Source organism: Arthrobacter sp. AOP36-A1-22 (genome assembly GCF_052377615.1).
GTDB lineage: Bacteria > Actinomycetota > Actinomycetes > Actinomycetales > Micrococcaceae > Arthrobacter_H.
Genome location: NZ_JBQSWX010000019.1, coordinates 1 through 20,860, shown reverse-complemented (window position 1 = coordinate 20,860; position 20,860 = coordinate 1). Strand labels below are relative to the sequence as shown.

19 protein-coding genes are annotated in these 20,860 nt (G+C 66.6%); 17 read left to right on the top strand and 2 right to left on the bottom strand.

All coding sequences use genetic code 11. From position 1 onward, the window contains the following. Positions 1 to 45 precede the first annotated feature (45 nt). The 4 genes from ACT3S2_RS11585 (at position 46) to ACT3S2_RS11570 (ending at position 5,053) form a co-directional block, all read left to right on the top strand. Positions 46 to 864, top strand: a complete 819-nt coding sequence (locus ACT3S2_RS11585) for a hypothetical protein (RefSeq protein ID WP_444561735.1) — start codon at positions 46 to 48, stop codon at positions 862 to 864. Positions 865 to 985: 121 nt separating this feature from the next. Next, positions 986 to 2,785, top strand: a complete 1,800-nt coding sequence (locus ACT3S2_RS11580; protein WP_444561734.1) for a proline--tRNA ligase — start codon at positions 986 to 988, stop codon at positions 2,783 to 2,785. 11 nt (positions 2,786 to 2,796) lie between these two features. Further along, the gene (locus tag ACT3S2_RS11575; protein WP_444561733.1) at positions 2,797 to 3,621 is read left to right on the top strand and encodes a sulfite exporter TauE/SafE family protein; all 825 of its coding nucleotides are present in this window, start codon (positions 2,797 to 2,799) and stop codon (positions 3,619 to 3,621) included. 91 nt (positions 3,622 to 3,712) lie between these two features. Continuing rightward, positions 3,713 to 5,053: an HNH endonuclease gene (locus ACT3S2_RS11570; protein WP_444561732.1), complete on the top strand. Its 1,341-nt coding sequence runs from the start codon at positions 3,713 to 3,715 to the stop codon at positions 5,051 to 5,053. A 23-nt stretch (positions 5,054 to 5,076) separates the two neighbouring features. Here ACT3S2_RS11570 and ACT3S2_RS11565 read toward each other — a convergent pair whose 3' ends face one another. Together ACT3S2_RS11565 and ACT3S2_RS11560 are read right to left on the bottom strand one after the other, a co-directional pair. Further along, a complete protein-coding gene (locus tag ACT3S2_RS11565) occupies positions 5,077 to 6,102 on the bottom strand; it encodes an aminoglycoside phosphotransferase family protein (RefSeq protein WP_444561731.1) in 1,026 nt (341 codons plus the stop codon). Positions 6,103 to 6,109: 7 nt separating this feature from the next. Continuing rightward, positions 6,110 to 7,387: a hypothetical protein gene (locus ACT3S2_RS11560; RefSeq protein WP_444561730.1), complete on the bottom strand. Its 1,278-nt coding sequence runs from the start codon at positions 7,385 to 7,387 to the stop codon at positions 6,110 to 6,112. 184 nt (positions 7,388 to 7,571) lie between these two features. On the opposite strand from ACT3S2_RS11560, the gene rimP reads away from it, so the two are divergent. The 13 genes from rimP (at position 7,572) to rpsO (ending at position 20,817) form a co-directional block, all read left to right on the top strand. Beyond that, on the top strand, positions 7,572 to 8,138 hold the full coding sequence (rimP, locus tag ACT3S2_RS11555) for a ribosome maturation factor RimP (protein ID WP_444554641.1): 567 nt from the start codon (positions 7,572 to 7,574) through the stop codon (positions 8,136 to 8,138). Between the two features lies 1 nt (position 8,139). Continuing rightward, positions 8,140 to 9,138, top strand: coding sequence for a transcription termination factor NusA (nusA, locus tag ACT3S2_RS11550; protein WP_444554640.1), 999 nt, complete (start codon positions 8,140 to 8,142; stop codon positions 9,136 to 9,138). Between the two features lie 99 nt (positions 9,139 to 9,237). Then, positions 9,238 to 9,561: a YlxR family protein gene (locus ACT3S2_RS11545; RefSeq protein ID WP_444554639.1), complete on the top strand. Its 324-nt coding sequence runs from the start codon at positions 9,238 to 9,240 to the stop codon at positions 9,559 to 9,561. Between the two features lie 161 nt (positions 9,562 to 9,722). After that, entirely contained in the window at positions 9,723 to 12,554 is a 2,832-nt protein-coding gene (gene infB, locus ACT3S2_RS11540; RefSeq protein WP_444561729.1) for a translation initiation factor IF-2, read from the top strand. A gap of 107 nt (positions 12,555 to 12,661) precedes the next feature. Continuing rightward, complete coding sequence (gene rbfA, locus ACT3S2_RS11535; RefSeq protein WP_444561728.1) at positions 12,662 to 13,102, top strand: 30S ribosome-binding factor RbfA; 441 nt, start codon at positions 12,662 to 12,664, stop codon at positions 13,100 to 13,102. 189 nt (positions 13,103 to 13,291) lie between these two features. After that, positions 13,292 to 14,722, top strand: coding sequence for an MFS transporter (locus tag ACT3S2_RS11530; RefSeq protein WP_444554636.1), 1,431 nt, complete (start codon positions 13,292 to 13,294; stop codon positions 14,720 to 14,722). Between the two features lie 133 nt (positions 14,723 to 14,855). Further along, on the top strand, positions 14,856 to 16,730 hold the full coding sequence (locus tag ACT3S2_RS11525; RefSeq protein WP_444561727.1) for an APC family permease: 1,875 nt from the start codon (positions 14,856 to 14,858) through the stop codon (positions 16,728 to 16,730). 91 nt (positions 16,731 to 16,821) lie between these two features. Continuing rightward, on the top strand, positions 16,822 to 17,733 hold the full coding sequence (gene truB / locus ACT3S2_RS11520) for a tRNA pseudouridine(55) synthase TruB (protein WP_444561726.1): 912 nt from the start codon (positions 16,822 to 16,824) through the stop codon (positions 17,731 to 17,733). Between the two features lie 47 nt (positions 17,734 to 17,780). Further along, positions 17,781 to 18,155 carry a hypothetical protein gene (locus tag ACT3S2_RS11515; protein ID WP_444554633.1) on the top strand — a complete coding sequence of 125 codons (375 nt, stop codon included), beginning with the start codon at positions 17,781 to 17,783 and terminating at the stop codon, positions 18,153 to 18,155. Continuing rightward, the gene (locus ACT3S2_RS11510) at positions 18,152 to 18,577 is read left to right on the top strand and encodes a hypothetical protein (protein ID WP_444554632.1); all 426 of its coding nucleotides are present in this window, start codon (positions 18,152 to 18,154) and stop codon (positions 18,575 to 18,577) included. The genes ACT3S2_RS11515 and ACT3S2_RS11510 overlap by 4 nt, the downstream gene beginning before the upstream one ends. Positions 18,578 to 18,664: 87 nt before the next feature. Further along, positions 18,665 to 19,624: a bifunctional riboflavin kinase/FAD synthetase gene (locus ACT3S2_RS11505; RefSeq protein WP_444561725.1), complete on the top strand. Its 960-nt coding sequence runs from the start codon at positions 18,665 to 18,667 to the stop codon at positions 19,622 to 19,624. Further along, positions 19,605 to 20,438 (top strand): class I SAM-dependent methyltransferase, encoded by an 834-nt coding sequence (locus tag ACT3S2_RS11500; RefSeq protein WP_444561724.1) that lies wholly within the window; start codon positions 19,605 to 19,607, stop codon positions 20,436 to 20,438. Before ACT3S2_RS11505 ends, ACT3S2_RS11500 begins: the two co-directional genes overlap by 20 nt. A 109-nt stretch (positions 20,439 to 20,547) precedes the next feature. Further along, a complete protein-coding gene (gene rpsO, locus ACT3S2_RS11495) occupies positions 20,548 to 20,817 on the top strand; it encodes a 30S ribosomal protein S15 (RefSeq protein WP_444554629.1) in 270 nt (89 codons plus the stop codon). Positions 20,818 to 20,860 lie beyond the last annotated feature (43 nt).

Here is a 20,860-nt window from a genome sequence, read left to right as displayed (position 1 = left end):
TCCGGCACCCACGGGGCCGGTTCCGGCCTGCGAAACGGGGGACCCATGGACGGGGCATCGTCTGCAGCCAGAGGTGGCAGGACCGCCGCAGTGCTTCTGGCCCTGCCATTGGTCCTGAGCGCCTGCACCGGCGGCGATCCGGGGGGACCGTCCGAGGCCGGCGGCAGCGGGTCAGCGGACCCGGCGCCGTCGTCGTCCTCCGCTGCCGCGTCCCCGAGCAGCAGCGAAGCTCCCGCGAGCAGCAGTGCCCTGCCCCCGCTGACGGGCCCGCTGCCGTCCTTCACCGCCGATGAATTGGCCGACGCGGCCCATGAACTGGCCGAAAACCATCCCGGGGCCCGGGTCCGGACGGCCAAGGAGATCGCCGGACAGACCGAAACCGGGCAGGCCCTGCTCGATGACATGGACATCACCCCCGCCCAATGTGCGCCGTTCATGGACAACCAGGAAGCCACGTTGCCCGCCGGGGCGGTCATCACCTCGGTGACCATCCCCGGGGATACGGTCAACCGGGAAAGCTACGTATCGCTGGCCTCCTACCCCGATCCCGAAGCCGCCGCCGCCGCCGTCTCCCGCACCACGGATCTGGTCAGCCGCTGCGGGACCTTCGACCTGCATCTGGGCGACACCGACGGGACCGCCACGGTGGACCGGGAGAAGACGACGACGGATGCCGAAGCCACCGTGGGCTACCGGATGGATGTCGCCGCCGGGGAACAGGGGGTGGCCAGCTACACCGTTTCCGGCAGCGATGGAGCCGTGGTGGTCTCGGCCACCACGCGCGACGAGCAGGAGGAAGACATCGTTCCCGAGGATGTGGCCGAGCAGCTCGATGAGGCGCTGGAAGCATTGCGAACGCAATGACGCGGCCCGCGGGCCCTAGGCTGTTCGGCCCTTCGTCGGGCAGCGGGTAAATTGGAAGCGTCCCGACCTGGACATCAACCCACACGACCAGCGGCCCAGCCCGCGGAAACGGACAGCAAGCGTGGTCCTGCGACTTTCCACCATGTTCCTGCGCACCCTGCGCGAAGACCCGGTTGACGCCGAGGTCGCCAGCCATAAGCTGCTGGTGCGGGCCGGCTACATCCGCCGCGCCGCCCCCGGCATCTACAGCTGGCTCCCGTTGGGCCTGCGCGTCCTGGCGAAGGTCGAGGCGATCGTCCGTGAGGAAATGAACGCCATCGGCGGCCAGGAAGTCCACTTCCCGGCCCTGCTGCCGCGCGAACCCTACGAGGCCACCGGCCGCTGGACCGAATACGGCGACGCCCTCTTCCGGCTCCAGGACCGCAAGGGCGCCGACTACCTGCTGGCACCGACCCACGAGGAGATGTTCACGCTCCTGGTGAAGGACCTCTACAACTCCTATAAGGACCTGCCGGTCTACCTCTACCAGATCCAGAACAAGTACCGGGACGAGGCCCGCCCCCGCGCCGGCCTGCTCCGCGGCCGCGAATTCATCATGAAGGACTCCTACTCCTTCGACATCGACGACGCCGGTCTGGACACCGCCTACGCCAAGCACCGCGAGGCCTACCTGAAGATCTTCTCCCGCCTGGGCCTGGAGATCCTGCCGGTGAAAGCCACTGCCGGGGCCATGGGTGGTTCCAAATCCGAGGAGTTCCTGCACCCGACCCCGGTCGGGGAAGACACGTTCGTGCGTTCGGCCGGCGGCTATGCGGCCAACGTGGAGGCCGTGACCACCGTCGTGCCCGAAGACATCGACTACTCCACGCTGCCGGCGTGCCAGGTCAAGGACACCCCCGACACCCCGACCATCGACACGCTGGTGGCCGTCGCCAACGAGGTGGCCCCCCGGGACGCCGGCGAGTGGACCGCAGCGGATACGCTCAAGAACGTCGTCATCGCCGCGAAAATGCCCACCGGGGAGCGCCGGCTGGTCGTCATCGGCCTGCCGGGGGACCGGGCGGTGGACCTCAAGCGCGTCGAGGCCAATATCGCCGGCCACCTGGAGATCGGCGGCGAAGTGGAGATCGAGGCAGCCACCGAGGACGACCTGAAGAAGAACCCGTCGCTGGTCAAGGGCTACATGGGTCCCGGCAACGGACTCGATCATGCGGTGCTGGGCACCGAGGCGGCCAGCGGGGTCCTCTACCTGGTGGACCCGCGCGTCGTTTCCGGTACCTCCTGGATCACCGGTGCCAACGAACCCGGACGCCACGTCTTCGGCCTGGTCGCCGGTCGCGACTTCGGTTGGGACGGCACCATCGAATGCGTGGAGGTCCGCGAGGGCGACCCCGCCCCCGATGGCTCCGGGCCGCTGCGCACCGCACGAGGCATCGAAATGGGTCATATCTTCCAGCTGGGCCGCAAATACGCCGAATCACTGGAACTGAAGGTCCTGGACCAGAACGGCAAGCTCGTCACGGTCACGATGGGCTCCTACGGGGTCGGGGTCACGCGAGCCGTGGCCGCGTTGGCCGAAACCAACCACGACGACCGTGGGCTGATGTGGCCGCGCAACGTCGCCCCCGCCGACGTACACCTCATGGTGACCGGCAAGGGCGCCGAGCTCTTCGCCGAAGCCGAACGCATCGCCGCAGCGCTCGACGCCCAGGGCATCGAGGTCATCTTCGACGACCGCCCGAAGGTCTCCGCCGGGGTGAAGTTCGGTGATGCCGAACTGGTCGGGGTCCCCACCATCGCCGTCGTGGGCCGTGGCCTGGCTGAAGGTCTGGTGGAAGTCAAGGACCGGGCCTCCGGGACCGCCGAGAACATCCCGGTGGCCGATGTGGTGGGCCACCTCGTCGACGCCGTTCGCGGCTAGGCGGTCACCCGGTGGACTGGGCGTCCCTGCTGGAGGGCTCCGGGCTGGTGGACCTCCAGCTGGGCACCGTGTTGCTGGTGCTCGTCGCGGGTCTGGCTGCCGGCTGGATCGATGCCGTCGTCGGTGGCGGGGGACTGCTCCAGTTGCCGGCCTTGTTGCTGGTCCCCGGCATCACGCCCGTCCAAGCGCTGGCCACCAATAAGCTCGGCTCGGTGTTCGGCACGACGACCAGTGCCATCACCTACTACCGCCGGGCCAACCCCGACCTGAAGACCGCATTGCCGATGGCCGGCATCGCCCTGATCGGCAGCTTCGGCGGCGCGATCGTGGCCACCCTGTTGCCCGCGGCGGTCTTCAAGCCGATCATCGTCGCCGCGTTGGTCGCCGTGGCGATCTTCACCGCCGTCAGACCCACGGTCGGGGAGCTGACGACCCTGCGCCATACCGGTCGCCGGCACTATGCGGTGGCGGCGGTCATCGGCCTGGTCATCGGGTTCTACGACGGGCTCATCGGCCCCGGGACCGGATCATTCCTGATCATCGCGATGGTCGTCTTCCTCGGATACAACTTCCTGGCCTCCAGCACCAAGGCCAAGATCGTGAACATGGCCACCAACCTGGGGGCGCTGGCCTTCTTCCTGCCCACCGGGCACCTGCTCTGGGGGCTGGGGCTCGTGTTGGGGCTGGCCAACATGGTGGGCGGCTATCTGGGGGCGCGGATGGCCGTGAGCAAGGGCAGCAGGTTCATCCGCATCGTCTTCCTCGTGGTCGTGACGGTGCTGATCCTGAGGTTGGGGTACGACGTCGTCCAGGAGAACATCCTGCACCGGCAGTAGTTCGGCAGGGGGTTTCTTGGGTGATCCACGGGCCCCTCACAGGGCTGGTTTCCCGGGCTTTCCGTGGGGTGCCCTCGATAGAATCGAAGACATGTTCGAATCACCGAGGACCCCGGAAACCCCGACGGCAGGACCTGCCCCCGGGGTGCTGACCTCGTTATTGGACCTGTTGCCCACCATGGACACCGCCGGCCTGGACGAGGCCGGCCTCATCGACGTCCTGGCCACCGCCGAAGCAGCGAAGAACGCCCTGTCCGGCCTCCAGGCCCGGGCAGCGGTGGCCCTGGACGCGGCCGTGCGCACCCGCCACCTGGCCGAAGGCCTCCCGGCGGAGAAGGCCGGGGCCGGGGTCCACACCCAGGTCGCGTTGGCCCGGTCCGAATCCCCGCATGCCGGGCACCGGCTGGTGGGGATGGCCCAGGCCGTGGTGAACGAGATGCCCCATGCCCACCACGCCCTGGCCACCGGCCGACTCAGTGAATGGCGGGCCACCCTGCTGGTGCAGGAAACCGCCTGCCTGGACGCGGAGCAACGCCGCCAGGTCGATGAACAACTGTTGGCCGACCCTTCAGCACTCGAAGGCGTCGGGACCCGGGCCTTGGTGGCCCGGGCCAGGAAATTAGCCTACGCGGCCTCACCGTCGGCGGTGGTGGACCGAGCCCGCCGGGCGGTGAAGGACCGCAGGGTCTCCCTGCGACCTGCCCCTGACACCATGTCGATCTTGTCCGGGTTGTTGCCGGTGGCCCAGGGCGTTTCGGTGCTCAAGGCCCTCACGATGGAAGCTGACCGGTTGGTGGGTATCGGTGATGGCCGCTCCCGCGGGCAGATCATGGCCGACACCCTGGTCGAGCGTCTGACCGGTCGGGCCAGCGCGGCTGCGGTGCCGGTGGCGATCCAGTTGGTCATGACCGACCGGACGTTATTCCAGGGTGATGGCGAACCGGCGTTCCTTCCCGGGTACGGGGTCATCCCGGCCCAAGTGGCTAGGGAACTGATCCGCCGGGCCGGTGGCCTTCGTACCCCCGGGCCCAGTACCGGCGGGGCTGATGATCTTCCCGCCCCACAGCAGTTGGCGTGGCTCCGGCGGCTGTATACGGCCCCGGAGACCGGGGAGCTGGTCGCGATGGACTCGCGTGCGCGGATCTTTCCTGCGGGGTTGGCTCGTTTCATCGAGACCCGCGACCAGTGTTGCCGTAGCCCGTGGTGTGATGCCCCGGTCCGTCACCACGACCACGTGCTGGGGTGGGCTGCCGGGGGCAGGACCACCGCAAGGAATTCCGCGGGCCTGTGTGCTGAGTGCAATTACAGCAAGGAAGCGCCCGGGTGGAGGACCGAAACCGTGACCGGGGCCCGGCATACCACGGTGGTCACCACTCCGACCGGCCACCACTACCGGTCCCAGGCACCACCCCTGCCCGGAGACACCAGCTGAGACCCACCGGCCAGCAAAGGGAATCAGTTCAGGGGGTTGAGCCGGTGGACGTCCGGTAAGGAGGAGACATCCCCGCCGCTGAGCGCCGTCGCCACCCAGAGGGATCTTTCGGCCTCGTCGAAGAGGCCTTCCTCGGCATGGGTCAGGACGTCCTCCACCGCCCGGGCCACCGCCCATCCCACCGCCGATTCCTCGTCGAGTCCGGCCGCTTCACTGAGATGGCGGAGACGAAGTCGCAAGGCGGGGCCGGAGTTTCGGGAGGGCAGGTCGGCCAAACGATTCTCGAGCATCGGCAGGACGCCGAATTCCCGGTCGCCGATCACTGGGTGGGGGTTGATGGCCACGAATTCCCCGGTGGGCGGCCGCCGGAGCGCGCTGAAGTAGTGCAGCTCGGAGTGCACCAGGAAGTCCCGGTCGTCACGTCGGCCGACGGCACCGCGAACCTGGCAGAGTTCCAGTGCGGCCTCAAGCAGACGCCGGGGGAGCACCGGCGGAAGCTCGGCCCACCGGGCGGGAAGCTCATCGTTCCAGCGTTCGGCGAGGGCATCGGTTCTCTCCACCATCCCAGCGCCCGCCGTCGTCGGCGTAAGCTCCCGGGCCGGCAGGCTCAGCCGGGACATCAACTGCCCCCAGATCTCGACGGCCTCCGGCAGGGCCATGGAGCCCAGATCGTGATCCGGGTCCAGACGTTCCAACAGCAGGAACCCGTCCTCTTCCGCGAACAACGTGACCGCGCCTTGCCCGGACCACCAATTCAGTGCCGTGGCCTCGGTGGCCAGGACGGGATCGGGGATCTGGCATTTGAGCGCCAGGCGGGCTCCCGCTGCGTCGATGACGGGAACCACGAGCCCCGCGTGACCGGCAAGGAATGGATGCGGCGCTGAAGGATCCGGGACCAGATGCCAGCTCCCGCATCGGGCCAGGACACGTTCACACAGGGTGTCCAGCCAGGGCCTTCCCGCCGACGACCGCAACGCCTGGTGGCGGAGCGGTGCCGGAAGATCCTGGAACTGAGCGCGAAAGGCATCGCGGGCACGATCGGTGTCCATGACTTCCTCAGGTGAGGTCGGGAATGGTGTTCGCCAAGGTGAATGAACGCTCGGCCGACAGCCAGGTTTCCGCGATCAGCGCCGGACGGACCGGCTGTTCGGAGGCCGCAGCGGCATCACGAAGCAGGCCCGCCAACTGGCCCTCCGCCTCGGCGACCGACGCGATGGGCTTCGACGAGAAATCCCGGGGGAGCTGGTAGGCCGGTTCCCGGACGGGGGTGCATCCGGCAGGCAGCAGATCCTCCAGCCGGTGACCCAGCTCGGCGGAGGCCTCCGAGAGCTCCCAGCCCTTCCGGGTCGAATCCCCGGGCTGTTTGACGGCGGCCATCTGGTATCCATACGCAAGCCGGAAAGCAGCATCGGAGGCCTGCTCCAGGGCGCCGGCCGAAGCCTGGTCCTGCGCGGAGATACCCTCGGTACTGCTCGCCGGAAGAGGGGTGGCAGAAACCGAGGAACCGGCATTCGTCCCCGGTGCCGCCGGACTACCGGTGGCGCCATCCGTTGGCTCGGCCGCGCAGGAGCCCTCGGGCAACTGGTGGCTCTCGGCATCTTGCCAGGCATGAGTTGCCTCGGGGATCACGAACTTCGGCAATTTCTTCGAGGCACCGTCCCCGGGGATCTTTCCTGCCAGCCGCTGGGCGGCCAGGCGTTGTTCGATGCCCGAGCCCAGAACTGCCGGGACCTCACTGGAAGCGGCGTCGGTGGCGGCCTCCAGCAGCCAGTTGGCCGTATCGGCCAGTTCCACGGCCACTTCGGTGACGGAGGTGGTGGTGGATGCCGCAGTAGCGGAAGGAGTCGCCGGATCCGTGGTCTTGGCGCTTGGTGAGGCAGGTGCCGACGCGCTCTGGTCGGCCTCCTGCTGTACGTGGGCAGTCAGCCCCGGTGTGAGAAGTTCCACATGCCGACGCAGCATGGTGGAGATCCGTTCCAGCTCGGTGGCCGACGCCTTGTCGACCGTCGGGGCCTTCTCCGACGGGGGCGAGGCAGGAGCCGAGGCGGATGGGGAGGCACTTCCCGCGTCCTGCCCGGAGGTTCCGGTGGCCAGTTCCTCAGCGGTTCCTGCCAGGGCGAGCATGGTCCGGGAAGCCTTTTCCTGTGGGCTCATCTGTTGCCCACCGCCCCGGGAATCCGGGCCCCAACGGCTTTCGACCGTCGTGCCGATACCGATCACGATGGCAGCCACCAGCAGCAGGCCCAAGGTGCGCAGCAGGAACCTGGCCACTGCGGAGAACCCGCGCCGTGGTGAACGGCGGGGACCACGGGGGGAGGGGGAGCGTGTAACCATCGACACGATCATCCCATGGGCCCCGCTGAACCAGGGGCTCGATGCCACCCGTGGCGGGCTCGATCTTCCGAGGGGACGGACCAGTGAACCGCCCGGCGGGCCCTGCCACGGGGTGCGACGTCGGCGGAGCCGCGAAATTGTCGATACTCTTGTACGCACAACATCGAATATGTGGGAGGAAGTCATGTCCGAACAGCCGGCAGGAACCCCGTCCGAAGGGCAGCGGCTCAAGGAGTATCTGGAACCCACCGTTTCCGCCCACAACCTCCTCCTTGAAGAGGTCGAGGTCCGCTCCAGTGCCGACCACCGCACGGTGAACGTCATCGTGGATCTGTTCGAAGGAACCGGAAGCGTCGATCTCGACACACTGGCCGAGGTCTCCCAAGCCGTATCAACGGCCATGGACCAGGCGCCCGCCGAGCCGGGGCCGGCCTATGAACTCGAGGTCTCCTCGCCCGGAATCGGCCGTCCGCTGACGTTGCCGCGCCACTGGCGCCGGAACATCGGTCGTCTGGTCAAGATCAACCTGATCGGCGAAGACAACATCACCGGACGGTTGATGGAAGCCGACGACGAGACCGTGACCGTCGTCCCCGACGTCCCGGTGAAGAAGGGCATGAAACCCAAGCAGGGCGAGCCCCGTGTGATCGCCTATGGCGACATCCGTCGAGGCACCGTGGACGTCGAGTTCACCACTCCAGGGCCCCTGGACGACGAAGTACCGGAAATCGACGAGGCGCAGGAGGCCTGACATGGATATTGATATGAGCGCACTGCGACTCCTGGAATCGGAACGCGAGATTCCACTGCACCTGATCATCCCGACCATCGAGCAGGCGTTGGTCATGGCCTATCACAAGTCCCCGGGAGCCATTGATCGCGCCCGGGCCGAACTGGACCAGAAGAGCGGCCGAGTCACGATCTGGGCCACCGACACCGACGAGGACGGCAACGAACTCGCCGAATTCGACGACACCCCTGAAGGCTTCGGCCGCATCGCCGCCAGCACGGCCCGGCAAATCATCCTCCAGCGTCTGCGCGACGTGGAGGACGACAACATCCTGGGACAGTTCAAGGGCAAGGAAGGCGAACTGATCTCCGGCCAGATCCAGCAGGGCAACAACCCGATCATGATCCAGGTCAACCTGGGAACCATCGAGGCCCTCCTGCCACCACCGGAACAGGTGCCGGGCGAAAAATATATCCATGGTGCGCGCATCAGGGCCTACGTCACCGACGTGCGCAAGGGCCTGAAGGGCCCCGCCATCACCCTGTCGCGTTCGCACCCCAACCTGGTGCGCCGGCTCTTCGAGCTCGAGGTCCCGGAAATCGCGGACGGAACCGTCGAGATCGTCTCCCTGGCCCGCGAAGCGGGGCACCGGACCAAGATCGCCGTGCGCCCCACGAAGCCCGGAATCAACGCCAAGGGTGCTTGCATCGGCGAGATGGGCTCGCGTGTGCGTGCGGTCATGAACGAGCTCTACGACGAGAAGATCGACCTTGTGGACTACAACGAGGATCCGGCCCGGTTCATCGCCAATGCCCTCTCCCCGTCGAAGGTCAAGTCGGTCACCATCGTCGATGAGGCCATCCGCCAGGCCCATGTGGTCGTTCCGGACTACCAGTTGTCGCTGGCCATCGGCAAGGAAGGGCAGAACGCCCGTCTGGCGGCCAAGCTCACCGGCTGGCGGATCGATATTTCCTCCGATGCCAACCCGAACGGGCGTGTCGAGGCGGTTCGTCCCGAGTGACCGTCGGCACCGATGCCCCATGGGCGGTGGGAAAAGCGGTAGACTAGTCAGTGGTCCGTTCAGGTCCGCCGACCCCAACCCAGGAGTTGACTCCCTCGCGTGAGCTCGCAGCATCAGCCGCAGCGTACGTGTGTCGGGTGTCGGGAATCGACGGATCAGGATCAGTTGTTGCGTTGGGTGGTCGAAGGAACAGGCTCATTGGTCGTTCCCGACCCCAGTCGATGCAAGTCCGGTAGGGGTGCCTGGTTGCACCCCGCACCGGTATGTGCAGCCCGTGCCGTGAAGCGGCGGGCGTTCCGCAGGGCCTTCAGGGCCCCCGTGGACGACTCGCAAGTGGAAATTGCATTGGCCGCACTGGGTGCGCCCCCGCCGGGTGGTAGCACCGAATCAACCGTCAAACGTGAAAGCGGGTCAGAAATCTGATGGAAACCCGATGAGTGTCAAGCGATGAGCGCCTAACGATGACCAATCAGTTATGCGCAACGATCGGCATGCTGCCTCTGGGCGGCTACCGACCAAGCCCGAAACAGACGGTTCGCACCCGGTAAGAAGTGAGTGCAGGGGCGGACCGAGACAGGAGAAATGTGGCCAAGGTCCGCGTACACGAGCTCGCCAAAGAGCTCGGCATCACTTCGAAGGATGCAGTGGCAAAACTGCAGGAACTGGGCGAATTCGTCCGTTCCGCTTCGTCGACCATTGAAGCGCCCGTAGTCAAGAAACTACGGAGCGCATTCCCCCAGTCCGAGGCACCGGCGAAGCCGGCTGCCAAGGCACCGGAAGCAGCCAAGCCGGCCACCCCGGCGGCTCCGGCCAAGGAGGCCCCTGCGGCCCCTGCGGCCCCTGCTGCTCCGGCAAGCCCTGCGTCCAACGCCCCGCGTCCCGGCGCCCGTCCGGCCCCGAAGCCCGGCGTGACCCCGGCAGCACCCGCTGCCCCGGCGACTCCGGAGCCCGTGGCAGAGAAGCCGGCGGCTGCCGAAGCGCCGGCTGCCGAGGATTCCTCGGCGGCGAAGCCGGCCGCACCGCGTCCGACGACCGCCAAGCCCGGTGCCCCGCGCCCCGGCAACAACCCGTTCTCATCCCAGCAGGGGATGCGCGGCAAGGACTCCGGTCCCGGCGGGCCGCGTCCCGGTGCACGATCGGGCGCCCCGCGTCCCGGTGGGCCGCGTCCGGGGAACAACCCGTTCGCGTCCCAGCAGGGCATGCGGACCGGATCCCCGGCAGGCCAGGGTGGACCGCGTCCGCCGGCCGGTGCCGGTGGTCCTCGTCCGGGTGCGCCTCGTCCGGGAGCCCCGCGCCCCGGTGCCGGTGCCCCGAGCACTCGTCCGGGTGGGCCCCGCCCGACCCCGGGCATGATGCCCAACCGCACCGAGCGTCCGGCCCCGGCCGGTGGAGGCCGTCCCGGCGCTCCAGGACGCGCAGGCGGCCCCGGCCGTCCCGGTGGCGGCTTCGGCGGCAAGGGTGGTGGCCGCGGTCGCGGTGGCACCCAGGGTGCCTTCGGCAAGGGAGGCGCCGGTCGCGGCAAGCAGCGCAAGTCGAAGCGGGCGAAGCGCCAGGAACTGGAGCAGATGAGTGCACCGTCGCTGGGCGGCGTGAGCATTCCCCGTGGCAACGGCGAGACCATCGTGCGCCTGCGTCGTGGTGCCTCCATCACCGACTTCGCCGACAAGATCGAAGCCAACCCGGCGGCACTGGTCACGGTGCTGTTCCACCTCGGCGAGATGGCCACGGCCACCCAGTCGCTGGATGAGGGGACCTTCGACGTCCTGGGCGACGAGCTGGGCTATAAAGTCCAGATCGTTTCCCCGGAGGACGAGGAGCGCGAGCTGCTCGAATCCTTCTCCATCGACCTGGATCAGGAGCTCGAGGACGAAGGCGACGAGGACCTCATGGCACGGCCCCCGGTGGTCACCGTCATGGGTCACGTCGACCACGGCAAGACCCGACTGCTCGATGCGCTGCGCAAGTCCAACGTTATCGAGGGCGAAGCCGGCGGCATCACCCAGCACATCGGTGCCTACCAGATCAGCCACGAACACGAGGGCAACGAACGTGCCGTCACGTTCATCGATACCCCCGGTCACGAGGCCTTCACGGCCATGCGTGCCCGTGGTGCGAAGGTCACCGACATCGCCGTGCTCGTGGTCGCCGCGGACGACGGCGTCATGCCGCAGACCGTTGAGGCGCTCAACCACGCCCAGTCGGCCGACGTGCCGATCGTCGTGGCAGTGAACAAGATCGATAAGGACGCGGCGAACCCCGACAAGGTCAAGGGCCAGCTCGCCGAATACGGCGTCGTACCCGAGGAATACGGTGGCGACACCATGTTCGTCGAGGTCTCGGCGCTGAAGAACCTGGGCATCGAGGAACTGCTCGAGGCGGTGCTGCTGACCGCGGACGCCGCACTGGACATGCGCGCCAACCCGAATAAGGATGCTCGCGGCATCGCCATCGAGGCCAACCTCGATAAGGGTCGTGGTGCAGTGGCCACCGTGCTGGTGCAGTCCGGCACGCTGAAGGTCGGCGACACGATCGTCGCCGGTCAGGCCCACGGACGCGTCCGTGCCATGTTCAACGAGAATGGCGAGAACCTGGAAACGGCGACCCCGTCGCGTCCGGTCCAGGTGCTGGGTCTGTCGACCGTCCCCCGGGCCGGCGACACGTTCCTGGTCACCTCGGATGAGCGGACCGCCCGTCAGATCGCCGAGAAGCGTGAGGCGGCCGACCGCAACGCCCAGCTGGCGAAGCGTCGCAAGCGCATCACCCTGGAGGACTTCGACCAGGCCGTTGCCGATGGCAAGATCGACACCCTCAACCTCATCCTCAAGGGTGACGTGTCCGGTGCCGTGGAAGCCCTCGAGGATTCACTGCTCAAGATCGACGTGGGCGAAGGCGTGCAGTTGCGCGTCATCCACCGCGGCGTCGGTGCCATCACGCAGAACGACGTCAACCTGGCAACCGTGGACAACGCGATCATCATCGGCTTCAACGTCAAGCCTGCCGAGCGCGTTTCCGATCTGGCCGATAAGGAAGGCGTTGACATGCGCTTCTACTCGGTCATCTACGCGGCCATCGATGACATCGAGCTGGCCTTGAAGGGCATGCTGAAGCCGGAGTACGAGGAAGCCCAGCTGGGTACGGCGGAGGTCCGCGAGGTCTTCCGTTCCTCCAAGTTCGGCAACATCGCCGGCTCGATCGTCCGCAGCGGGACGATCCGACGCAACAGCAAGGCGCGTGTCACCCGCGATGGCAAGGTCATCGGGGACAAGCTGACGGTGGATTCGCTGAAGCGCTTCAAGGACGACGCCACCGAGGTCCGCACGGACTTCGAATGTGGTATCGGATTGGGCTCCTTCAACGACATCAAGGAAGGCGACATCATCGAGACCTTCGAGATGCGCGAGAAGCCGCGCGTCTAGACGCCAAGGCAGTACGACGCCGGACGCTCGCCTGACGGGCGGGCGCCCGGCGTCTTCTTTTCCACACAGCAGCAAGAACCAGCACAAGGTATCCCCAGGAGGGCATCATGGCCGATCCGGCTCGCGCGGCACGGCTCGCGCAACGCATCAAGGTCCTGGTCGCGCAGTCGCTCGGCAAGGTGGTGAAGGATCCCCGCGTTGAAAACGTGACGATCACCGACACCCGTGTCACCAACGACCTGCAGAACGCGACCGTCTACTACACAGTCCTCGGCGAGGACGCAGAAAAGGCCGCAGCCGCCGCAGGGCTGGCCAAGGCCAAGGGGATCCTGCGCAAGGAGGTCGGGCGCAACCTGACCGTCCGGTTGACCCCGACCCTGGAATTCGTCGCCGACGAAATCCCAGTGAACGCCTCCAACCTGGAGGAATTGCTGCGTGAGGCCAAGGAGCGTGACGCCGAGGTGGCCGCGCTGGCTTCCGAGGCGACGCACGCCGGGGACGCCGATCCCTATAAGCGTGACGACGAGGACGACGAGACAGAAGTCTAGGTCCCGCGTCTTTCACCATCGACGGCGGCTGCCGTGCAGGAGATCACCTGCACGACGGCCGCCGTCGCTTTTCGGGGCCGATACCGGCAGGTCAATTAGCACCTCCAGGCACCTTGAAGCGGGCATTGACTTCCCCGGGGCACGGTCCTATCTTCGGTTCAGCAGTATCCAGCGGAGGGGACTGAAACCATGAGCGGGTCAGAACGTTCCGTGTTGTGGGTGGCAATTCTTGCCTCGTTCGTGGCCTTTCTCGACGGCTCCATCGTCAATGTCGCCCTCCCGGCGATCGCCAGTGAACTGGGCGGGGGAATCACCACCCAGCAGTGGGTGCTCGACGGCTATCTGCTCACCCTGGGTTCGTTGATCATGGTGGCGGGCAGTTTATCCGATATCTTCGGGCGGGTGCGGATGCTCCGCTTCGCACTCATCTTCTTCGGCGCTGCGTCACTCCTCTGTGCCGTGGCCCCCAGCACCGGCGTCCTGTTGACCGCACGTCTACTTCAGGGAGCTGCGGCCGCACTGCTGGTACCCAGCTCGTTGGCGCTGATCACTTCCACTTTCGCTGAAGAACCCAGGGCGCGGGCCATCGGACAATGGACGGCCTGGACGGGGACCGCTTTCGTCGCAGGGCCCCTGTTGGGCGGACTGTTGGTGGATGCTGTTTCATGGCGGCTGGTTTTCGCCATCAACGTGCTCCCGATCGCCGTCACCCTGGTCCTACTACTCAAGCTCCACGAGCCGGCGAAACCCTCGGCGCGGACGCCGATCGATGTTCTCGGCGCGTTGCTGGCGGCTCTGGGGCTGGGGGGGACGGTCTTTGCCTTGATCTTCCAGGACGGGCGGGGGTGGGCAGCTCCGTTGGTTTCCCTGCCGCTTGCTGGGGGATTGGCCTGTCTGGGCGCCTACATGTGGAGGCAGAAAACGGCACGGCACCCGATGATGCCCCTTCACTTGTTTCGGGAGCGGAACTTCGGCATCGGAAACCTGGCCACCGCGGCGTTCTACGCGGGGATCACGCTGGGGACGTTCATCATCCCGATCTTCTTGCAGGAGACGGCAGGGTTCACCGCATTTTCAGCGGGTATGGCCACCATCCCGTTGACCTTGATGTCCTTGGCACTCTCCGCACTCTTCGGGACCTTTGCTGGTCGATACGGGCCCAGGCTATTCATGTCCGTGGGACCCGTGATCGGAGCTGCCGGCTTCCTGCTGATGCTCTCGGCAACGGAACCGCTGGACTACTGGCAGCACATTCTGCCGGGTGTCGTGCTCTTCGGGCTGGGCCTGGCGGTGACAGTCGCCCCGCTGACCGCGGCAGTCCTTGGGGCCATCGACCCGGCCCAGAGCGGTATCGGATCGGCTATCAACAACGCGGTGTCACGGGTGGCCGGTCTCCTCGCCGTTGCTGCCGTGGGCTGGTTCGCCGGTCCGGTCCTGGACTTCGCGGCCTTCCACCGGGTACTTCTGGTGGCGGCGCTGCTGATGATCGCGGCCGGTGTCGTCTCGGCGCTGGGCATCAGCAACGCACAAAACGCCAGCGGCAGGCCCGTCCCACCCGAAGCGATGGCGGCATGCCACGACCGAGTCGTCCCGGAGGGGCCGGATTTCCCCGGCATGTAAGCCTGATCGCGAGGAGACCTCGAGCACAAAAAAGACTTCCAAAAATTTCGGTGAACTTGTCTTTTCGTGCGCATTATGAGGGGTTTATTCTGAATAAACAAGGATTCAAGTCAAACACAAGGAAGTGTTGACCATGGGCCTCGCACACGAGACTGAGCGCGGATCATTCGAATCGACCGATAAGGCCCTGAAACGAAATCTGTCCTTTACGCAACTGTTGTTCCTGGGCGTCAGCGCCCAAATCGGGTCCGGGTGGCTCTTCGGGGTGTTGGCGGCCGCCGGAGTCGCCGGGCCGGCAGCCATCCTGTCCTGGATCATCGCCTCGGTCCTGGTGTTCCTGATCGCCCTGACCTATCTCGAACTCGGGGCCATGCTTCCCCGCTCCGGGGCCATCGTCAGATACACGTTCCTGAGCCACGGTGCCTTCTCCGGCTGGATCATCGGCTGGGCCTATTGGCTGTCCGTGGTCTCCATCCCGCCGATCGAGGCCGAAGCGACACTGACGTACATCGGTGGACGGTTCCCCGACACCCATTTCCTGACCACCGTGGACGGGGTGCAACTGCTCAGCTGGCCCACCGGGATCCTCAGCGGATTCGTCCTGATGTTCCTCTTCTTCGTGTTGAACTTCTTCGGGGCCCGGTTCCTGGCCGAATCCAACCGGTGGGTGACCATCTGGAAGATCGCCTTGCCGACGTTGACCTTCATCTTCCTCTTCTTCATCCTCGACGGCAGCAACTTCACCACCTATGGCGGTTTCGCCCCGTTGGGAGTTCCCCCGATCTTCCACGCCATCGCCACCACGGGCATCATCTTCTCCCTCTTGGGTTTCAGGCAGGCACTGGACTTCGGCGGGGAGGTCAGGAATCCGCAGCGCAACGTCCCTTTGGCGACCATTGGTTCCATCGCGATCCCGGCAGTGATCTACACCCTGCTGCAAGTGGCGTTCATCGGGGCCATCAACTGGAAGGACATGGGCCTCAAGGGCGGTCAATGGGACCAGTTGGTGGCCGGAGGCTGGGCGGACGGGCCGCTGTTCCATGCACTCGGCTCGGCCAACATCGCGGCGCTGGCGGCCCTGGGTACCTTCCTGCTCATCGATGCGGCCGTGTCCCCGTTGGCCACCGGGTGGGTGTATCTGGGGACCGGCGCCCGCACCGGATACGGGCTCGGGGTGTACCGGAACATCCCCAAGAAGTTCACCGAGAGCAACCGCTTCGGGATCCCCTGGGTGGCCCTGGTCGTCTCGGCCGTGGTCGGATGCGTGTTCTTCGTCCCGGCACCGAGTTGGTACCAACTGGTGGGGTTCATCAGTTCGGCGGCGGTGCTGACCTACATCATGGGCGGGGTGGGGCTACCGGTCCTGCGCAGGACCGCCGGGTCACTGAAGCGGCCCTTCCGGCTGAGGGCCTACCGGTTCTGGTCCCCGATCTCCTTCCTGGCCGCGGTGCTGATCCTGTACTGGAGCGGCTTCTCCACCCTGGCCAACGTCTTCACGGCCACATTCATCGGGCTGCCCTTCTTCACCGCCTACTATGCGTGGAAGAGCAAGTGGATCTCGGCGGTCCCGGCATTTGCGATCAGCATCATCTTCTTCGTCTTGTGGATCTGGGTGGCCACCGCCGGCGGATGGGTCCTCAGCGGGGCCCAGGCCCAGCGCCCCGGAGGCTGGCCGTTCCCGGTGTACTACGCGGTGTTCTGTGTCCTGGTGATCGCCTTCTGCGCGGCCCTGTGGTTCTTCAGCAACAAAACCGGGCGGTGCCACGTGAACGCGACCTGGTGGCTGATCTGGCTGTTGTTGGCTTCGCTGCTGGTGGGCTACCTCGGCGTCTACGGCCCCTTGGAATCACCGGTGCTGCATTTCCCCTGGGGCATGGGCGTGGAACTCCTGGTGGGCATCGTCACCTATGTCTGGGCCGTCAGATCCGGTTTCAACACCGGCGAAGTCCAGCAGATCGTCGAAGAAGCAGCCGCCCGCGGGGGAGAGGTCTCCTCCGACGGGATCTGACCGGCAAAGCCCGGGGAGGGGAGCCGCCTCTTGTACCGCCCTCGGAGGCGGCGGTGAACACGGGGACTTCGGGCCGCCTATACTAGGGTGCGTGAAAAAAGGTGCCAGCACAGCTCAGGACGACGTCGGATCGGGACTGGTGATCGTCGACAAGCCCCAGGGCTGGACGAGCCACGACGTCGTCGGCCGGACCCGCCGTCTCGCAGGGACCCGCAAGGTCGGCCACGCCGGGACCCTGGATCCCATGGCGACCGGGGTATTGGTGGTCGGGGTGAATAAGGCCACCCGTCTGCTGACCTACATCGTCGGGGCCACCAAGACGTACGAAGCCACCATCCGCCTCGGCGAGAACACCGTCACCGACGATGCCGAAGGCGAGCTGCTCCAGGCGCGCATCGCCGCGGCGGTCACCGAGGAACAGATCCACCGCGAGGTGGCCGGACTGACCGGTGACATCGAGCAGGTCCCCTCCTCCGTCAGCGCCATCAAGGTCAACGGGGAACGCTCCTATGCCAGGGTGCGCAGCGGTCAGGAAGTGGATCTTCCCTCGCGGCCGGTCACGGTCAGCCGCTTCGAGGTCCACGAGGTGCGCCGCCTGCGCGGGGGCAAGATCCAGGACGTCGACGTCACCGTCGAATGCTCCTCGGGCACCTACATCCGGGCCCTGGCCCGTGACCTCGGCGAGGACCTGGGCGTCGGGGGACACCTGACCGCACTGCGGAGGACCCGAGTGGGCCCCTACGGCATCGACGGCGCCCGGACCATGGAGCAGCTGGCCGAGGAATTCGGGATGCTTTCCCTGGATGCAGCGGCCCGGGCCCTGTTCGAAAACCGCGAACTCAGTGCCGAGGAAGCCACCGAACTGTCCTTCGGACGCCGGATCGGGCCCAATGCCCAGGACGATGCCGTCACTGCCGCCTTCTCCCCGGACGGGACCTGCGTGGCCCTGCTGAAGAACAAGGGCGGCGCCGCGAAGCCCGAGATCGTCTTCGTCACCGCCTGAGCCCGCACACCCGACCCCGCCCGCCAGCCGAAAGGTAGCAACCCACCGTGATCGTCGATGGATTCTTCATTGCCGGGGTGATCATCTGTGCGCTCTCCGTCGTGCTCAGCGTCGTCGCCACGATCCTGCGGGACCACCCGGACGACTACGCCATCATCTCCGTGGCCGCCGTGGAGGTCTTCCTCATCGTCTATGGCATCGCCGCGGCGGTCCGCCAGGCGGGCGGGGAGACGATCTCCGGTGAAGCCTGGGAGTTCTGGGGGTACGTGGCCACCGCGTTGTTCGTCCCGGTCGTGGCCTTCGCCTGGGCCATCACCGACAAGACCCGCTGGTCCAACGCCGTCCTGGCCGCCGTCGGCCTCACCGTATTCGTCATGTTGTATCGCATGGAACAGATTTGGGATGGAGCCACCCTCGTATGAATGCACCAGCCACCCAGCGCCCGAACAGCCGCCAAGCCGGGCTGGGGCGGATCATCATCGCCGTCTACGGGATCTTCGCGATCTCCTCCACGGCCCGCGCCGGCTACCAGGTCCTGACGAAGTTCGGTGAAGCGCCCCTGGCCTATGCCCTCAGTGCCGTGGCCGCCATCATCTACATCATCGCGACCATCGCCCTGGCCTCGAAGAAGCCCGGCAGCTGGAAGGTGTCCTTCCTGGCGGTGCTCATCGAGCTGATCGGGGTCATCGTGGTGGGCATCCTGTCCTTCGCGCTGCCGCAGGACTTCGCCCACCCGGCGGTCTGGTCGCACTTCGGGCAGGGGTACGGATACATCCCGTTGGTGCTGCCACTGATCGGCCTGTGGTGGCTGAACCGGCATCGTGAAGCGGAAGCCGACAGCTAGCCGAATTCAGCTTCAGGGGGCCGATCGTGAATAATGGAAAGGCGTCAGCCCGGCCACCGAACAACCGCCGCATTCCCAAGGAGCACAGTGCACTACTGGAAAGGCCTCGAATCCGTCCCCCCGGACTTCGGGCCATCCGTCGTGACCATCGGCAACTTCGATGGTGTCCACCGCGGCCACCGCGAGGTCCTGTCCACGCTGACCCGTCTGGCCGGCGAACGCAGTGCTGCCGCCGTGGCCATCAGTTTCGATCCGCATCCGGCGAAGGTGCACCGTCCCGATAGCTACCTGCCCCTGATCATGGGGTTGGCCGACCGGGTGGACTCACTGGCCGAGACCGGTCTGGACGCGGTCCTGATGGTGAACTACACGCTGGCCTTCTCCCAGGCCACCGCCGAGGAATTCGTCCAGGATGTCATCGTCGACCGGCTGCACGCCTGCGCCGTCGTCGTCGGTCATGACGTGCGGTTCGGGCGCGGGAACGCGGGGGACTTCGACACCATGGTCGAGATGGGAAGGATCCACGGATTCGACGTCATCGGCATCGACGATGTCGGTGAGACCCGCCGCTGGTCCTCCACCTGGATCCGCGAGGCCCTCACCGACGGGGACGTGGCCACCGCCAACGAGATCCTCGGTCGCGCCCACCGGATGCGCGGGGAAATCGTCCACGGGGCCGCCCGGGGGCGTGAACTCGGGTTTCCGACGGCGAACCTGTCCACCGACGCCTCGGGGATCATCCCCGCCGACGGGGTCTATGCCGGCTGGCTCGTCGACGAGGCGGGCATGCGGTGGCCTGCCGCCATTTCCGTCGGGTCGAACCCGACCTTCGAAGGGGTGAGCCGGCAGGTCGAGGCCCATGTCATCGACCGTCCCGATGAAGAGGTCGGGGACTTCGATCTCTACGGCCAGCAATCCGTCGTCGAATTCGTGGCCCGGTTGCGACCGATGGTCGCCTACCACGGCATCGAGGCGTTGATTGAGCAGATGAACGAGGACGTCGAGTTGGCCCGCGGGGTCCTGGAACATGACCGGGCCGGCGCCTGAGCGCGAGCCCGTCGAACCGGTGACCCGGCCCGCACCGGACGCCCCGCTTCCCAATCTTCCTGCCGGCGGGCCGGCCATCGAAGCCTCCCGCCGCCGGTCCTTCGGCGCCGCCTTCGCCCACGGGGGAGGGCTCTATGATGCCGTTCGCCCGGGTTACCCCGCGGAGGTCGTTGACTTCCTGCTCCCCGCCGGGGCCCGCGACGCAGTGGACCTGGGGGCGGGGACCGGCATCCTCAGCAGGGAACTGGCCGCCCGGGGACTGCGTACGACCGCGGTGGACCCCTCGGAGGACATGCTCGCCCAATTGCGGCTGAAATCCTCATCGATCACCACCGTGCTGGCCACCGCCGAGCAGACCTGCCTTCCGGCGGGATCCTTCGACGTGGCCACCGCGGCGCAGTCCTGGCATTGGGTGGACGTTCCGGCCGCCTCCGCCGAGACCGCCCGGATCCTGCGCCCTGGAGGCCGGTTGGCGCTGGTTTGGAACCAGCTGGACGTCACCGTGCCCTGGGTGCACCGGCTCAGTCGCATCATGCATGCCGGTGACGTGCACCGTCCCGGGTTCGTTCCGGAGATCGGGCCGGAATTCACCGGGTGGGAGTCGATGGGCCTGCACTGGGAGCAGACGGTGACCCCGGAACTGTTGATTGAACTGGCCAAATCACGCAGCTACTACCTGCGGGCGAAGGCACCCATCCGGGCCCGGGTCGAGGGGAACCTGGACTGGTACCTCCATGAGCATCTGGGGCACGAGCCGGGCGAAGAGCTGGGGCTGCCCTACTTCACCCACGCCTGGAGGGCCCATCGTCGGTAGTGACCGGTGATGATAGACTGGTTGGCGGTGTGCGCTGCAGTCCGCGGTTGCGTGTCATCACGCCGGAGACGGCAAATCAACTGTTCGCGGTACAACTCCAGGAGTTAATGTGGCCCTCGACGCTACTGTCAAGACCGAAATCATGAAGGCCTACGCCACCCACGAAGGCGACACGGGTTCCCCGGAGGTGCAGGTTGCTGTTCTCTCACGTCGCATTCTGGACCTGACGGAACACCTGAAGACGCATCAGCACGACCACCACACCCGCCGTGGCCTCATGGGCATGGTCGGACGTCGTCGCCGCATGCTCGGTTACCTCAAGAACACCGACATCGTCCGCTACCGTACGCTCATCGAGCGCCTCGGCCTGCGCCGCTAGTCGGTTCCACGGAAGCGGGCGGCCCCCCGCCGGGGCGCCGGCC

What these genes read in the sequence shown, in the direction of transcription:
- ACT3S2_RS11585 (WP_444561735.1), top strand. Translation starts at nt 46, where the DNA reads ATGGACGGGGCATCGTCTGCAGCCAGAGGTGGCAGGACCGCCGCAGTG.
- ACT3S2_RS11570 (WP_444561732.1), top strand. Translation starts at nt 3,713, where the DNA reads ATGTTCGAATCACCGAGGACCCCGGAAACCCCGACGGCAGGACCTGCC.
- ACT3S2_RS11565 (WP_444561731.1), bottom strand. Translation starts at nt 6,102, where the DNA reads ATGGACACCGATCGTGCCCGCGATGCCTTTCGCGCTCAGTTCCAGGAT.
- ACT3S2_RS11560 (WP_444561730.1), bottom strand. Translation starts at nt 7,387, where the DNA reads ATGGTTACACGCTCCCCCTCCCCCCGTGGTCCCCGCCGTTCACCACGG.
- rimP (WP_444554641.1), top strand. Translation starts at nt 7,572, where the DNA reads ATGTCCGAACAGCCGGCAGGAACCCCGTCCGAAGGGCAGCGGCTCAAG.
- nusA (WP_444554640.1), top strand. Translation starts at nt 8,140, where the DNA reads ATGGATATTGATATGAGCGCACTGCGACTCCTGGAATCGGAACGCGAG.
- rbfA (WP_444561728.1), top strand. Translation starts at nt 12,662, where the DNA reads ATGGCCGATCCGGCTCGCGCGGCACGGCTCGCGCAACGCATCAAGGTC.
- ACT3S2_RS11530 (WP_444554636.1), top strand. Translation starts at nt 13,292, where the DNA reads ATGAGCGGGTCAGAACGTTCCGTGTTGTGGGTGGCAATTCTTGCCTCG.
- ACT3S2_RS11525 (WP_444561727.1), top strand. Translation starts at nt 14,856, where the DNA reads ATGGGCCTCGCACACGAGACTGAGCGCGGATCATTCGAATCGACCGAT.
- ACT3S2_RS11510 (WP_444554632.1), top strand. Translation starts at nt 18,152, where the DNA reads ATGAATGCACCAGCCACCCAGCGCCCGAACAGCCGCCAAGCCGGGCTG.
- ACT3S2_RS11500 (WP_444561724.1), top strand. Translation starts at nt 19,605, where the DNA reads ATGACCGGGCCGGCGCCTGAGCGCGAGCCCGTCGAACCGGTGACCCGG.